8 protein-coding genes are annotated in these 15,254 nt (G+C 63.6%); 6 read left to right on the plus strand and 2 right to left on the minus strand.

Annotation, left to right across the window (positions count from 1 at the left end):
* The first annotated feature begins 919 nt into the window (after positions 1 to 919).
* The 5 genes from kdpA to LG373_RS10520 all read left to right on the plus strand — a co-directional run bounded on the left by kdpA (position 920) and on the right by LG373_RS10520 (position 9,107).
* Complete coding sequence (gene kdpA / locus LG373_RS10500) at positions 920 to 2,695, plus strand: potassium-transporting ATPase subunit KdpA (protein WP_216529361.1); 1,776 nt, start codon at positions 920 to 922, stop codon at positions 2,693 to 2,695.
* Positions 2,696 to 2,789: 94 nt separating this feature from the next.
* Positions 2,790 to 4,868: a potassium-transporting ATPase subunit KdpB gene (gene kdpB, locus LG373_RS10505; RefSeq protein ID WP_216529417.1), complete on the plus strand. Its 2,079-nt coding sequence runs from the start codon at positions 2,790 to 2,792 to the stop codon at positions 4,866 to 4,868.
* A gap of 30 nt (positions 4,869 to 4,898) precedes the next feature.
* Positions 4,899 to 5,519 (plus strand): potassium-transporting ATPase subunit C, encoded by a 621-nt coding sequence (locus LG373_RS10510; protein WP_225749749.1) that lies wholly within the window; start codon positions 4,899 to 4,901, stop codon positions 5,517 to 5,519.
* 92 nt (positions 5,520 to 5,611) lie between these two features.
* Positions 5,612 to 8,407 (plus strand): sensor histidine kinase KdpD, encoded by a 2,796-nt coding sequence (locus tag LG373_RS10515; protein WP_225749750.1) that lies wholly within the window; start codon positions 5,612 to 5,614, stop codon positions 8,405 to 8,407.
* The gene (locus LG373_RS10520) at positions 8,400 to 9,107 is read left to right on the plus strand and encodes a response regulator (RefSeq protein ID WP_114567259.1); all 708 of its coding nucleotides are present in this window, start codon (positions 8,400 to 8,402) and stop codon (positions 9,105 to 9,107) included. The genes LG373_RS10515 and LG373_RS10520 overlap by 8 nt, the downstream gene beginning before the upstream one ends.
* Positions 9,108 to 9,524: 417 nt before the next feature.
* On the opposite strand, the gene LG373_RS10525 is transcribed toward LG373_RS10520, so the two are convergent.
* Positions 9,525 to 10,271 carry a ubiquinone/menaquinone biosynthesis methyltransferase gene (locus LG373_RS10525; RefSeq protein ID WP_225749751.1) on the minus strand — a complete coding sequence of 249 codons (747 nt, stop codon included), beginning with the start codon at positions 10,269 to 10,271 and terminating at the stop codon, positions 9,525 to 9,527.
* Positions 10,272 to 10,429: 158 nt separating this feature from the next.
* Here LG373_RS10525 and LG373_RS10530 point away from each other — a divergent pair, with 158 nt between their 5' ends.
* Positions 10,430 to 12,586 carry a UvrD-helicase domain-containing protein gene (locus LG373_RS10530; protein ID WP_225749752.1) on the plus strand — a complete coding sequence of 719 codons (2,157 nt, stop codon included), beginning with the start codon at positions 10,430 to 10,432 and terminating at the stop codon, positions 12,584 to 12,586.
* A 143-nt stretch (positions 12,587 to 12,729) separates the two neighbouring features.
* Here the strand turns inward: LG373_RS10530 and LG373_RS10535 are convergent, their stop codons facing one another.
* Entirely contained in the window at positions 12,730 to 15,000 is a 2,271-nt protein-coding gene (locus LG373_RS10535) for a TIGR04190 family B12-binding domain/radical SAM domain protein (RefSeq protein WP_255616297.1), read from the minus strand.
* Positions 15,001 to 15,254: the final 254 nt, after the last annotated feature.

Consider the following 15,254-nt stretch of genomic DNA (forward strand, 5'->3'; position numbering starts at 1 on the left):
TTCGCGCTTGTTGTCGGCGCTCGCCGTCGACGCCGTCGGCGGCCCGAGAACCACGCTTCGTTTGCTCGAAACGGCAGCGTACGCGCGGAAAATCGCCCTCGCTTGCCCGGGATCGGCGCCTTGCGCACGAAAAAACGCTCCCGCTGGCAGGTTTTGACGGTTTGAGGTCGTTTGAGCCGACCGGGTAAGCGCCCGCGAAAGCGCAGCACAGCAGCCCAGCGCTGTGACCAGGCATAACGAAAGGCAAGCCGAACGGCAACGGGGGCGGCGCCAATCTCGACGACCTCAAACCGTCAAAACCTGCCAGCGAAGGCGGTTTTTCGTGCGCAACCGGGTGGCGAGGGGGCGGAGGGCCGCGGCTGGCGGCATCGCGCCGCGATGGCGGCGAACCGGTTGGCCGGCCGCGCCGCACGATCGCCCCCGCGCCCCGCGTTCCGTCTCGGTGTGCCATGCTGCGCCCCGCGCCCGCCGCGCCCGCGCTGCATCGAGGGCGCGTTCCCCGTGCGTCGCCTCGCTCCGCGCAACCAGCTCGTCAGTCCTCCGGCCCGCGCCGCAACAGCGGACCAACCGCAGCTCGCTTCAGCTTTCTCGATCGTCTTTACCCCATCTTAACGTTCACGCCGACATCTTTACGCCATGCTTGCGCGCTCCCTTCTATGCTGAGTATGTGGCGGTGTCCTGGCGCGTACTGCTAGCCCCGATCGAACGGGGGTTGACCTGCCGGTTTCTGCTGTATCGCCACACGAGGGTTTCGCGCGGCACGGGTCGCTCCTCTTGGGTGCAGCACCCGCGCGGAACCTGCGCAACGTAAAGAAGAAGGAAGGACCACGATGGAATTCGTAACGGGCTTCGTTGGCGGGCTGAGTGTGCTGCTTGCGTTCTACTTGTTCTGCAAGCTGCTGAAGGGCGGCGACGGACGATGACGGGAAATCTCTTTGAATACGGCATCTACCTGGCGTTGCTGGTTGCCCTTGCCATTCCCCTGAGCCTATACATCAACAAAGTCATGGCGGGCGAGCGCACCGTGCTGTCGCGCGTGCTCGTGCCTGTCGAGAATGCGATATGCTGCTGCATCGGCATCGACAAGGCCGAAGACATGGGCTGGAAGCGCTATCTTGCCAGCGCGCTGGTGTTTTCCGCCGTCTGCTTGGTTGGGCTGTTCGCTCTTTTGCTGCTGCAAGGAGTGTTGCCCCTGAATCCCGAAAAGCTTCCTGGCCTCCCGGTTGACCTGGCATTCAATACCGCAGCAAGTTTCGTTACCAACACGAATTGGCAAGCGTACAGCGGCGAAAGCACCCTCAGCTACTTCTCGCAGGCGTTTGGCCTTACGGTTCAGAACTTCGCGACGCCAGCGGTGGGCCTGGCCGTCCTGTTCGCGCTGTTTCGCGGCTTGGTGAGCGAAGGGGGCGAAGGCCTTGGCAACTTTTTCGTCGACGTGTCGCGCGCCATCCTGTTCATCTTCATTCCGCTTGCCCTGGTTGCGACGATGATCAACGTATGGCAAGGCTCTCCCCAAAACATCGACGAGTACCAGACGGTTCAGCTTTTGGAGCCGGTTGGCGTGAACGCCGAGGGAGAGGTGGTTTCCGCTAACGACCCCAACGCGGTTGAGACGATCGATCAGGCTGTGGTGCCCATGGGGCCGCAGGCCAGCCAGGTTGCCATCAAGCAGCTGGGCACGAACGGCGGCGGGTTCAACGGCGCCAACTCTGCAAGCGCGCTTGAAAACCCGACGCCCCTCACGAATCTGGTGCAGTGTCTTTCCATGTTGCTGGTTCCTATGGCATGCGTGTTCAGCTTCGGGCGATTCGTCATGGATCGCCGGCAGGGGCGCGCGATATTCGCGGCCATGTTCATCCTGCTCATAGGGGCGCTGGCGGCAATCGCCTTTTTCGAGCAGGCGGGAACGCCCCAGCTTGCGGCGGGCGGCCAGGTGTACATGGGCTTCGACGGCCAGTCCGGCGGGAACATGGAGGGCAAGGAGACGCGCTTCGGCGTAACCGATTCTTCCTTGTGGGCTGCGTTCACCACGGCGGCTTCGAACGGCTCGGTCAACGCCATGCACGACAGCTTCACGCCACTTGGCGGCATGGTCCCCATCGTTTTGATCTCGCTGGGCGAAGTGGTGTTCGGCGGCGTGGGATGCGGACTGTACGGCATGCTGGGATTCGTGATCCTGACGGTGTTCATCGCCGGGCTGATGGTGGGCCGAACGCCCGAGTACCTGGGCAAGAAGATCGGTCCGAAAGAGATGCGCATGGCCGTGATCCTGTGCATCACTACGCCGCTGCTCATCCTGGCGGGTGCCGCCATCATGAGCCTTGATCCCGCTACGGTTGCCAGTTTGGGAAACCCCGGCGCGCACGGGTTCTCCGAGGTGCTGTACGCGGCCGTTTCCGCCGGCGGCAACAACGGATCGGCGTTTGCCGGGTTCAACGCCAACACGCCCCTGATCAACACGGTCCTTGCCCTGGAAATGCTGGCGAACCGGTTTATCCCCCTGGCGGCGGCGTGCGCGCTTGCCGGCGGGTTCGCTCGTCGGCGTACGGTGGCTGCCAGCGCTGGCACGTTGTCCACCAGCAATGGGCTGTTCGTGTTCCTGTTGGTGCTTATGGTGGTGCTGATCGGCGCGCTGACGATGCTTCCGGCGCTTGCGCTGGGCCCCGTTGCCGAGCAGTTGACGATGGCTTTGTAGGAAGGTTGGTGAAGGCAAGATGACTGCTGCACAAGGCAAGGCCGCGCTGCTAGGCTCCCGCGGCGCCAAAAGCGGTTCGCGAAAAGACGCAGCGATGCGCGAGCTTGCGAAGCGCGCCGTGGCCGATTCGTTTGCGAAGCTCAAGCCGAACGAGCAGGCGAAGAATCCCGTCATGCTCATGGTGTACCTTTCGGCCGCCCTGACGTCGGTGCTGTTCGTTCTTTCCCTGTTCGGCGTGGCGGACGCGCATTCGGCTTTTACCCTGGCGGTTTCGGCGGTCCTGTGGCTGACGGTGCTGTTCGCGAACTTCGCCGAAGCTCTCGCAGAGGGTCGCGGCAAGGCTCAGGCCGACGCTCTGCGCGCCGCCAAGCGCGACATCGACGCGCACAAGCTCAACGAGGCCATGGTGGCCAAGGGCGCGCACGTCGACGATCCCGCCGAGTACTTTCGCCTCAATGCCGACGAGGTAAGCTCGGCGCTCCTCAAGAAGAAGGACGTGTTCTTCGTGTCCGCCGGCGAGCAGATTCCCGCTGACGGGGAGATTGTCAGAGGGGCGGCTTCGGTGGACGAGAGCGCCATCACGGGCGAATCCGCCCCGGTCATCCGCGAGGCGGGCGGCGACCGCTCAGCTGTGACCGGCGGCACTACGGTGCTGTCCGATTGGCTGGTGGTGCGCGTGACCGCCGATGCGGGGCACAGTTTCCTCGACCAGATGATCGCCATGGTCGAATCGGCGGCACGCAAGAAAACGCCGAACGAGATCGCGCTCGAGATCCTGCTCATTGCGCTGACTATCGTGTTTCTGACCGTGTCGGTGGCGCTGTTCGCTTTCAGCGGGTTCGGCGCCAACCAACAGGGCATGGCGAATCCTACGTCCATCACCTCGCTCGTTGCGCTGTTCGTGTGCTTGGCTCCCACTACGATCGGCGCGCTGCTCTCGGCTATCGGCATTGCCGGCATGAGCCGCCTGAACCAGGCGAACGTGCTGGCCATGAGCGGCCGCGCCGTGGAGGCGGCGGGTGACGTGGACGTGCTGCTGCTGGACAAAACCGGCACCATCACGCTGGGCAACCGCCAGGCGGCCGAGTTCGTTGCGGTCGACGGTGCCGACGAGCGCGATCTGGCCGATGCGGCCCAGTTGGCCAGCCTGACGGACGAAACGCCGGAAGGCCGCAGCATCGTGGTGCTGGCGAAGGAGCGCTTCGGCATTCGCGCGCGGGTGCTGGAGGGATCGGGCATGGCGTCGATCCCGTTCACGGCTCAAACGCGGATGAGCGGCGTGGATTTCGACGGCCATGAGATTCGCAAGGGCGCGGCCGATGCGGTGAAGAGTTACGTGGAAGCGGGCGGCGGGCGGTACAGCGCCCAATGCGCGCTTGCCGTCGAGCGCGTTTCGCGCGCGGGCGGTACGCCGCTGCTCGTCGCGCGCGATCATCGCGTGCTGGGCGTGGTGTACCTGAAGGACATCGTGAAGCAGGGCATCAGGGAGAATTTCGCCGACCTGCGCACGATGGGCATCAAGACCGTCATGATCACGGGCGACAATCCCCTGACGGCTGCGGCTATCGCTGCCGAGGCGGGCGTGGACGACTTCATTGCCGAGGCAACGCCCGAAACGAAGCTCGCCGCCATCCGCCAGTACCAGGCCGAAGGGCACATGGTGGCCATGACGGGCGACGGCACGAACGATGCTCCCGCGCTTGCGCAGGCCGATGTGGCCGTTGCCATGAACAGCGGCACCCAGGCGGCGAAGGAGGCTGGCAACATGGTCGACCTTGATTCCAGCCCCACGAAGCTGCTCGACATCGTGCGCATCGGCAAGCAGCTGCTCATGACGCGCGGAAGCCTGACCACGTTCTCCATCGCTAACGATATGGCGAAGTACTTCGCCATCGTTCCGGCGCTGTTCGTCCCGCTGTACCCTGCCCTCGATGCGCTCAACGTCATGCACCTGACCAGCCCGACAACGGCCATTCTGGCTGCGGTCACCTATAACGCGCTGATCATCGTGGCGCTCATTCCGCTGGCGCTCAAAGGGGTGAAGTACCGCGAGGCAACGTCGCAAAGCCTGCTGACGCGCAACTTGCTGGTGTACGGCCTGGGCGGAATCGTGCTTCCGTTTGTGGCCATCAAGGTTCTTGATATGGCTATCACGGCGCTGGGCATTGCGTAGCGCAGGATCGTTAGACGAGAGGAGATCATTATGTTGCATGTGGGAAACGGAGCGAAGCTGTGGGGAAGCGCAGTGCTGTTCTTCCTGGTGGTCATGCTTTTATGCGGCGTTGCGTACACGTTTGCCTGCACGGTTTTGGCTCAGCTGGCTTTCCCTCATCAGGCTAACGGGTCTACCATCGAAGTTGACGGCACCGCGTACGGCAGCGAGCTGGTGGGCCAGCCGTTTGCGGGCGAAGACCATCTATGGGGGCGCCCTATGAGCCCCGACGCAAAGACGTTCACCGACGATCGAGGATCCAAGGTGCTGTGGTATGCTCCGTCGAACCTCAGTCCGGCTGGCGACGAGTTCGCTGAAACCGTGCAGGCGCGCATCGACGCTCTTCGCGCGGCCCATCCGGAACAGGGCAACAAGCCCATTCCGAGCGATTTGGTTACCGAGTCGGGCAGCGGTTTCGACCCGCATATCTCTCCGGCGGCGGCCGAGTATCAAGTCGAGCGCTTGGCCAGGACCACGGGCAAAAGCCCCCGCGACATTCGCGCTATCATCGAGCGTTGCACGGAGCAGCCGCAAGGGGGAATTTTGGGAGACGCGCGCGTGAACGTGCTGAAGGTGAACCTGATGCTGGACGGCATCTTGCCGGTTCGGTAACGCACGTCGCACCGGCGGCGGCAACGTAGGTATGATGAACGGTGGGGCGGGCGCGACGTGCGTCGGCTCCACCTCCGGTTGGAAGGAACGCTATGGCTGCATCGATGGGCGATTTGGAGACGCGCCGCGACCCCGATGCTATTCTGCGCCAGATCGTCGAGGGGGAAGCTGCCGAGGGCGACGCGCGCGGCAAGCTCAAGATATTCTTCGGCTATGCGGCGGGCGTCGGCAAGACGTACGCCATGCTGGAAGAGGCCCATGCGGTGCTCGACAAGGGTTTCGACGTGGTGGTGGGCTACGTGGAGCCCCATACAAGAGTGGACACCATGGCGTTGACGGAAGGCTTGGAGCAGATTTCGCCGCGCGCCGTCACGCATCGAGGCATCACCTTGCGCGAATTCGACCTGGATGCGGTGCTTTCGCGCCGCCCGCAGATTGTGCTGGTGGACGAGCTGGCTCACACGAACGCCCCCGGGTGCCGCCATCGGAAGCGCTATCAAGACGTCGAGGAGCTGCTGCGCGCGGGCATCAGCGTGTTCACGACGGTGAACGTGCAGCATCTGGAGGGCTTGAACGACAAGATCGCCGCCATCACGCACGTAAGCGTTTCCGAGCGCATTCCCGATCGCATTTTCGACCAGGCGGCTTCGGTGGAGCTGGTGGACATCGAGCCGGACGATTTGATCGATCGTTTGGAGTCGGGGAAGATCTACCTGCCCGACCGTGCGCGCACGGCGCTCGGCAACTTCTTCTCGCGCAAGAACCTGGCGGCGCTGCGCGAGATCGCGCTTCGCCGCATGGCCGATCGCTTGACGCGCAAGGCCGAGTGCGGCGAGTCGGGCGCGCGCGTGGAGGCGGGCGAGGACGTGCTGGTGTACGTGACTCCCTACGCCGGCAACGTGAAGGCCATTCGCGCCGCGGCCAACATGGCGGAGTCGTACCATGGCGCGTTCACCGCGGTGGTGGTGGAGTCGTCGCAGAGCAAGAAACTCGACGCCGAACGGCGCGGGCGCCTGCGGGCGAACGTCGATTTGGCCGAAGAGCTGGGCGCGCATGTGGTCACGCTGTTCGGCGACGACATAGCGCAGCAGATTGCGCAGTACGCGGAAACCGCAGGGGCGACCCATATTGTGGTGGGAAACGCCATTGGCGGCTTCCGTGCGCTGGGGTGGGGGCCGGAAAGCCTGGTCAACCGGCTGATGAAGCTTGCACACGGTGCCGTGGTGGACGTGGTGCCCACCAAGGACCTGCCCGCTCAGTACGGGCGGCTGCGCGAGGCGACGGGCTTCCATTTCACGGTTGCCGATATATGGCGGGCCTTCGCGTCGGTCGCGCTTGCCACGGCCTTGGGCCTGGTGATCTACGAGCTGGGCTTGGCGGGGTCGGTGGTTCTCATGCTGTACCTCATCGTGGCGCTGCTCATGGCCACGCGCGCCGACGGGTTTTTCTACGCGCTGTTCGCCTCGCTCGGCAGCGTGTTCGCGTACAACTTCTTCTTCACCGTGCCGCGCTTCACGCTGCACGCCGTTGGGCTGAACTACCCGTTCATCTTCGCGTTTCTGCTGGTGGGGACGTTTGCTGCATCGTCTTTGGCCATCCGCATGAAACGCCAGGCCGAAAGTACCGCGCGTCGCGCGTACCGCATGGAGGTTCTGCTTGAGTCGAGCCGCAAGCTTCAGGGCGCGTCGACCGCCGACGAGTGCTTTCGGTTCGCGGCCGAGCAGGTCATCAAGCTGCTGAACCGCCCCGTGGTGATGTACCGGATGCTCGGCGACGGAAGCCTGGCGAACCCCGAGCTCCACGATGTTCCGGGAACGATAGGCGGCGCGACGGATACGGCCGTGCTGGCTTCCCCCGCCGAGGCTGCGGTGGCGGCGTGGTCGGCGTCGAACAACGAGCGCGCGGGCGCCACAACCGACACGCTGGCCAACGCGCACTGCCTCTACCTGCCCATTCGGTCGAAGGATGTCGTGTTCGGCGTGGCTGGCGTTGCCATGGACGACATCGACGGGGAAGAGGATTTCGGTGCGTTCGAAAAGAACTTGCTGCTTGCCATTCTTGACGAATGCGGGCAGGCGACCGAGCAGATCCTGTTCGCCGACGAGCGCCGCCGCATGGAGATGCGCATGGAAAAGGAAACGTTGCGCGCGAACTTGCTGCGGACGATCTCTCATGATCTGCGCACGCCTCTCACCAGCATTTCGGGGGATGCGGACATGCTGCTGCACGATGAGGACGCACTGACAGCGCAGCAGAAGCGGCGTCTGCTGCGCGATATTCACGACGACGCGCGTTGGTTGGTCACGCTGGTCGAGAACCTGCTGTCCATCACGCGCATCGACAACGGCACCATGCAGCTGGCGGTGCAGCCCGAGCTGGTCGGCGATGTGGTGCAGGAGGCGCTTCGGCATGTCGATCGGCGCATTGCGGATCGTTGCGTGCGCGTCGATTTGGAGGACGAGCTGCTTATGGCCGAGATGGACGCGCGCCTGATCGTGCAGGTTGTGATCAACCTGGTGAACAACGCCATTGCCTATGCGCCCGAGGGAAGCTGCATCGCTGTGACCGCACGCCGCGCCGTCGAGGACGGGCTGCCGCGCGTGCGGATCGCGGTTTCGGACGAGGGTCCGGGAATCCCGGACGAGGACCGCAAGCACATCTTCGATATGTTCTACAATGGCTCTACGGGCAAGCCCGGCGGCAAGAGCGGAGATTTCAAGCGCGGCATGGGCCTGGGCCTTTCGCTGTGCCGCTCGATCGTCGAGGTTCACGGCGGGACTTTGCAAGTGCGCAACAGGAAGCCTTGCGGCAGCGAGTTCTGGTTCACGCTGCCCGCGGTGGATGCTGAAGATGTGGTCGCTCGATCGGTGGAGGCGGTACGTGGCTGAACGGTATCGGATACTGGTTGTTGAGGATGATGCGGCGGTGCGCCGTTTGGTGACGACGACGCTCGAGCTGCACGACTACGCTCATCGAGAGGCGCGCTCGGTTGCGCAGGCGCTGTTGGAGCTGTCTTCGCATCCCCCTGATCTGGTCATACTTGACCTCGGATTGCCTGATGGCGATGGGGTCGACGTCATTCGCACCTTGCGCGGATGGTCGTCGTTGCCGGTGATCGTGCTGTCGGCCCGCTTGGAGGATGCCGACAAGGTGGAGGCGCTCGACGCCGGAGCCGATGACTACCTGGTGAAGCCTTTCTCGGTTGACGAGCTGCTTGCTCGCGTGCGCGTTGCGCTGCGCCGTCTTGATCGCGAGCGCGCCATGCAGGAAGGTGCCGAGGATCCGGTGTATCGCAACGGCGGCCTTACCATCGACTACGCTTCCACCTGCGTGCAGCGCGATGGGCAGGAGGTGCACCTCACGCCGTTCGAGTACAAGCTGCTGTGCCTGCTGGCGCGCAACACGGGCAAGGTGCTCACGCACAACTTCCTGCTCAAGGAGGTGTGGGGAAGCGCTTTGGCGTCCGATCGCTCGTCGCTGCGCGTGTTCATGGCAACCCTGCGCAAGAAGATCGAGCCCGACCCGGCCAACCCCCTTTACATCCAGACCCACGTCGGCGTAGGCTACCGCATGATGCGCGTCGAGTGAGACGCTGGCTTCGTCTTCCGGCTCCGTCTCGAGCCCGTTTTCCCGCTTCGTTGCAAGCCGCCCTGCTCGGAAGGCGGTGCGCACCGGTGCGCATCAGCGCCGATTCGACAGCGAATGGTCTGCTTGCTGCACGATTCTTCCCCTAATGTTGCGTTCGAGTGCATGCCGAAGCCTTTCTGCCGACAGCGAACAACCTGCGACCAGGCGAAACGCGCGATCGCATCGAAGGTTGCCTCTTGGCAGGTCCTTCGAACGCAACATTAGGGGAAGAATCGTGCATTTGAGCGCGCAAGCGGTAGCATCGAACCGCCGTTGATGTGCAGTTGCGTTTCGGCGTCGGTCGGACTTGGTGCTCGAGCGCGTCTCGACTAGCTCAGCCTTCTTTCGATCTAAGCGTCAGCCGGCCTTTCGCAGGCTTTAGGCCTCCGGCTTCTTCGCTACGTGGACGGCGGCGATGCCCCCGGTGTAATTCTTCCAGGTCACATCCGTGAATCCGGCGCGCGTCATCATGTCGGCCAGCCCTTGTTGGTTGGGGAACGCCTTGATGGAGCGCGACAGGTACACGAAGCCCTCGCGGTCGCCGGTGATCAGGCCTCCCCAGAAGGGGATCAGGTGCTTCAAGTAGAAGTTGTACAGGGCGCGCCATACCGCGTTCGGCGGCGTGGAGAATTCCAGGCACACGAGCGACCCGCCGGGCTTCAGCACGCGGAACATTTCGGAAAGCGCCCGGTCGCGCTCGGGCATGTTGCGGATGCCGTACGCCATGGTGATGACGTCGTAGCTCGCGTCGGCGTACGGAATGCTCTGCGCGTCCACCACCTCGAAATCAACCGGCACGCCGTCGGCCTTGCCGTCGGCGTAGTGCATGCGTGCAACGTCGAGCATCTCGTCGACCAGGTCGGTGCACTGGATGTGTCGCGGATGCTTCGCCCGCGCCACGGTGAAGGTCACGTCGCCCGTGCCGCCCGCGATGTCCAACACGTCTGCGTTGGGGCTGATGGGAGCCTGGCGCATCATGCCGGACAGCCACGCCTTGTAAGCGCCGAAGCTCGAGACGGCGTTGAAGCGCTCGTACTTCTTGGCGATGGTGGAGAAGATGTCTTTCACGCGCTCGGACGAGATGTCCGCAGGCGCTTCCTTGCCGGTGGCGGTGTCGATGCTCACAGGTGATGCTCCATTGCGATCGGGAATCGTGCGAGAGCACAGTATACGCCAGCCCGCCTGCCCCTGGGTTACGGTTTCAGCAAGAAGCGTGAAGTCGCTGGGAAACGCGGGCGCAGACCCGTATAATCTCCCCTTGCACATTCGATCAAGGAGTACCGTTGCACACCGACACCACGCACCTCGAAGCATCTTTGGCGCAAGACCCCGTATTCGAAGCGGAGCAGCGCCATCTGAGCGAAACGTACGCTACGCTGCGGTCGATGGCCGCCGATCTGGTGGCGAAAATGGACAAGAACAGCAAAGACGCCGCCGCCGACAAGCTTGCCATGGTGGACGAGCTGTCGGTGAACCTGACCAGCTACGCTGACGCCATGGAGACATACGCCGATTTCGCCACCGTGAACCGCGTGATCGACGCGTACAACATGACGCAGAGCGTCGATGCCGAAAAGCTCAACAGCATACGGCTGCTACTCGGCCAGCCCTACTTTGCGAAAGTGGTCCTTCAGTTCAAACCGGGCGAAGACCCCAAAGAGCTCTACATTGGCACTGCGGGCGTGTCCGACGATTCCTACCGCCGCCTGGTGGTGGACTGGCGCTCGCCGGTGGCCGAGGTGTACTACAACCAGGACAACGGTCCCACTTCGTACCAGGCCAACGGGCGCACCATCAATGTGGACCTTAAGCTGCGCCGACAGTTCGACGTGGACAAGGACCGCCTGAACGCGTACTTCGACACCACCGTGGCCATCCAGGATTCGCTGTTGCTGGCGTCGCTGTCCAAGCAGCGCTCGGCCAAGATGCAGTCCATCACCGCCACCATCCAAAAGGAGCAGAACCAGGTCATTCGCCATGAAGACGTGCCGGCTCTGCTGGTGAACGGCATTGCCGGCAGCGGCAAGACCTCGGTGCTCATGCAGCGCATCGCCTACCTGTTCTACCAGCAGCGCGAAAGCCTGGATCCTAGCCAGGTGTTCCTGATCACGCCCAACCCCGTGTTCCAAAGCTACATCGACAACGTGCTACCCGATCTGGGCGAGCGCAACCCCGAATGCCTTACGTGGAACGAGTTTTTGCAACAGCTCATGCCGCCCGATCGCACGGGCGGGCAGGTGAACGTGGCGCTCGACCGGCTTGAGCGCATCGATGCGGCGTGCGCGGGATTCGCGTTCGACCCGCACGACTTCAAAGAGGTGCACTGCAACGGGGATCGCCTGCTGTCCGTGGGGCAGATCCTTCAGGTGGCGGCCAAGTTCAAGAACATCCCGGCCGGCCCGCACCTGGTGTCGCTCATGCGCGACGAGCTGGCGCACCGTTTGGACACGCGCCTGAAGCAGATAGCGACGTCCGATCGAATCCTCGACGAGCTGTCGGCCTTGAGCCCCGACGAACAGGTGGCGCTCTTCCGCGAGACGTTCGACGCGCAGGACGAAGACGAAGCGCGCGTTTGGGCGCAGCAGTACGTGGACGATCGTTACGCTGCCGCGCGCAAAGCCGTCGAGAACGACGACTGGCTGCGCATCGACCGCATCGGCATGCGCCTGCTCGGCGTGGAGAACCTGGTGCCCGTGGAATGGCTGTACTTGAAGATGGCGCTCACGGGGCTGGGCAATCCGGATGCCAAGTACGTGATGATCGACGAGGTGCAAGACTACACGGCGGCCCAGCTTACGGTGCTGGCGCGCTATTTCCGCCGCGCTCACTTCTTGCTCCTGGGCGACCAAAATCAGGCCATCAGCCCCGATACGGCAACGTTTGACGACGTCAAAGCCGTATTCCAGAAAGCCCGCGGCTCGGTGGAGGAATGTCGGCTCATGACCAGCTACCGGTCTTCGCCCGCCATCACCGCGCTGTTCGCCGGCCTGCTTGCGGACGAGGAGCGCCTGCGCATCTCGTCCATACGCCGCCAGGAGGAAGCCCCGGCCATCATCGAGTGCGCCACCGAAGAGGAGCGCGATCGGGAGCTGGTGCGCGTCATCGAGGCGGCGTCTGCGGACGAGGGCCTTACGGCGGTGATCCTGCCGCAGAAGCACCAGGCGAAGCAGCTGCAGAAGAGGCTGGGGGACGGCGCGCCTCCGCTCATCGACGCCGAGGCGACGCTGCCTACGAGCGGCGTTGTCCTCACGTCGCTCAAGCTTGCGAAGGGCCTGGAATTCGACCACGTGATCGTGCCCGAAGCAAGCGAGCGCACGTTCCCGGACGATCCCTTGTCGCGCCGTCGGCTCTACACCACCGTGTCGCGCGCCACGGGAAGGATCACGCTGTTGGCGCAGGGGAGGCTGACGCCGCTGTTGAGCAGGGACGGGATCGGCTAGCGCGGCGCAAAGCGCCGGCGCGCCGGTCGGGTTGGCTTGCCGATGACAAAAAAGGGCGCCGCGACTATTTTTGCCGCGGCGCCCAGGCGGACGATCCCGCCGTCCAACTCGCTATCGAATGCCATGCAGCGGCGGATGCGCCGTTAGCTGGCAGGGTTCTCCGTTTTGCGGTCGCGCAGCTTCTCGAGCTTGCGCGCCTCGCGCGCGCCCTTGACGCCGCCCGCGCCTTGAAGGCCGCCGGCGTCGCGCGGCACCGTACGCGCGATCTCGCCGCGCGCCAGCGCTTCCTCGCGTTCGCGCTCCTCCGCCATCATCTGCTCGAGCAGGGGGTCGTGCTCCACCGTGCGCAGTGCTTCGGCCCGGATGGCCGCATGCCGTCCCGCTTCGATGCTCGTGCCCGCACGTCCGGCTTCCAGATGCGCGTTGGCGGCATCGAACGCCTCGTTCGTGTTCTCCTGGGAAAATCCCGGCGCCACCACGCTGCCGAACGCGGCTACCTGCGCGCCCGTATCGTCCGAAAGCGCGCGTCCGTCGGCGATGCCGTCCACGGCAAGCCCCTTGAACGTGCAGTTGGCCGTTCCGTCGGCGTTCCAGGCGGGGGAGAGCACGCCGTTCTCCTGATCGGGATAGTCGAAATCGCTTGCCGCAGGGCGCCATGTCCCGGTCAGCTTCGCCAGGGCGTTGGCGGGCTCGTTGGTGAACCAGAGCTTCGCCAAGTGCTTCGCATGCGTGGGCTTTACATCGAACGCCCAGTTCAACTCCGATTTTTCAGCAACCGTGTTCTCGGACAGGCGCTCGAACTCCTCCTTGAGCGTCGCCAGCCGCGCATCGATGCGGCCGGTGCCGTTGTACAGGACGTCGTCCAGGCGGTTCATCTGCTCGCGCGCCTCGCGGATGCGTTTGTCGGTGGCGGCGGCCATGCCCGGATCCAGGATGCCGTGCTCGCCTTTGATGCGGTTGAGGTCGAGCGCCGCGTCGTAGGTGGCGTCCACCATCTCGTCCACGGACATGTAGATGCTCTCGTAGTTCATGATGTGCTTCCACGAGGGCAGGATCATGCGCTCGCGATGCTCCTCGAACGTGCGGGCGCGCAGCTTGTAGCCGTACTTTTCCGGGTTGTCGAACGCGATGGATCCCACGTCCAAAAACGGCGCCATGGGGCTGGTCAGCACCACCAGGCGCGGATCGTAGTTCACGCGCTCGTACAAATGCTGCACGTACGCGCCTGTTTCGCGCACGCTGGCCGCCGTTTGCTTGGGGATGCCCGTCATGAAGTACAGGTCGAACCGTTCGCAGTTGGGGTGCGAAAGCGCGTCCACGATGGTTTCTTCCAACTCGGCCATCGTGTAGTGGCCCTTGCCGAACGCCGCGCGAACGTCGTCGTCGTGGCTTTCCGCCGAAATCTCCACCGACCAGTTGCCCAGGTTCTTGTCCAGTAGCTGGTAGAACTCGTCGCCGCCCGGCGGCGGGCCGAAGAACTCGAACCCGATGGGGTTGTGCACCTTGCCTTTGAGCCCCGTGATGAACTCGTGCGTGTAATCCTCGCCGGCTTGCAGGAAGTCGTTCAGCACGAAGATGGGGCCCCAGATATGGTCCTGCACGTGCTGAATGTCGCGGATCAGCAGCTTCGGATCGCGCCAGGCTACGCGCCGGCGACCGAAGTGGTTCTTGAACGCGTAGGCGCTGCCGCCGCACGTGGCGCAGTTGCGCGCGCAGCCGCGGCAGGTCAGGCTGGCGGTCACGGGGTAGCTCAGCCAGCCCTTCATAGGCAGGTAACTGGTCATGTCGTGGTGGCGCAGCACGCCCTTCATGGGGTAGTCGTAGTCCATGGATATGGCGTTCATGTCGTCGGGAACCCAGCTCAAGGGGTTGATGTGGATGGAGCCTTCGGCATCTTTCCAGGTGAGGTTGGGAATGTCCGACAAATCGCCCAGCGGCGTGTGCGTTTTGGCTGCACGCGCCACGCGCTCCACCAGCATGCGCATGGGCTCTTCGGTGGAGTCGCCGCGGAATACGAAGTCGATGCAATCGTACTTGATCAGGTCTTCGTGGAAGATCGACGACGACAGTCCGCCGAAGCTGATGGGCGTGCGCGGGTGCAGCCGCTTGAGGATTTTCGCCACTTCCACCGAGCCGTGGCAGTGCGGCATCCAGTGCAGGTCGATGCCGAACATGTGCGAGTCCAGGCGCGCGAGGTTCTTCTCTACGTCGAAGTTCTTCTTGTGCAGCATCATGGAAGCCAGGTTGTAGATGCGCGATCGCAGACCATGTCGTTCCAGGTACTCGCACAGCGTGGTCAGCCCCAGCGGGTACATTTCGAAGATGGGAGTAGAAGGCACCATGTCGGACACCGGTCCGTACATGATGGAGCGCTCGCGAAAGTCGTAGGTTGCGGGCGCGTGGATATATGTCATGTCTAATGTTTGCATACTGCCGAGAAGTATAGCGCGCCTGCCGATCGTTACCTTGTTGAATTTTGAGGTGCACGCGGATTATTTTTCGCGCCGAATAATGGGTGCGCGAAGTTTGCCGAGTGAGTTTTGCGCGCGCATGCGTGTCGCGTTGCCGAAACGGGCGCCCGCTGTCAAAACGGACGAGTTTTGCGGGGATTTTTCGCCCTGACGGCGTGGGTTGCTGACAAGCGTTTTGCATCGTGCCTGGTCATCGA

Source organism: Paraeggerthella sp. Marseille-Q4926, from assembly GCF_916618935.1.
GTDB lineage: Bacteria > Actinomycetota > Coriobacteriia > Coriobacteriales > Eggerthellaceae > Paraeggerthella > Paraeggerthella hominis.

Excerpts from the sequence above, each read along its gene's own strand:
- LG373_RS10510 (WP_225749749.1), top strand. The coding sequence starts at position 4,899 with ATGTTGCATGTGGGAAACGGAGCGAAGCTGTGGGGAAGCGCAGTGCTG.
- kdpB (WP_216529417.1), top strand. The coding sequence starts at position 2,790 with ATGCGCGAGCTTGCGAAGCGCGCCGTGGCCGATTCGTTTGCGAAGCTC.
- LG373_RS10515 (WP_225749750.1), top strand. The coding sequence starts at position 5,612 with ATGGCTGCATCGATGGGCGATTTGGAGACGCGCCGCGACCCCGATGCT.
- kdpA (WP_216529361.1), top strand. The coding sequence starts at position 920 with ATGACGGGAAATCTCTTTGAATACGGCATCTACCTGGCGTTGCTGGTT.
- LG373_RS10535 (WP_255616297.1), bottom strand. The coding sequence starts at position 15,000 with ATGACATATATCCACGCGCCCGCAACCTACGACTTTCGCGAGCGCTCC.